Raw genomic sequence first — 249 nt, forward strand, 5'->3', positions numbered from 1 at the left:
GCGATGCGCGCAATTTTCGTCGTGACTGCGCAAACAGGCACATCGACATGTTCACTTCGACCAAATTACCGCCTTGCAGGATCATTTTGTCGGTCTCACGGAAGCTTTGCAGACGGCTGCGCAAGCGTGGCGAGAATTTTAGTGCTCCCGGCATGCCTGCTGCACGTTCGGTCGTGGTCTGATTGGCGCGGAATTTGCTTCGCTTCGCATCTTGATTGGGAAAGTGGATGGTGGTGGACAACATATAGG

Annotated in this window: 1 protein-coding gene; it reads right to left on the reverse strand. The window is 53.8% G+C overall.

Going from position 1 to position 249, the window contains the following annotated elements; genetic code table 11:
* Positions 1-249: TraC family protein (locus V0R37_RS22890; RefSeq protein WP_420376662.1), on the reverse strand; the 249-nt coding region annotated here is incomplete at both ends.

The organism is Pollutimonas rozaliensis (assembly GCF_048751585.1).
In the GTDB taxonomy this organism is placed as follows: Bacteria; Pseudomonadota; Gammaproteobacteria; order Burkholderiales; family Burkholderiaceae_B.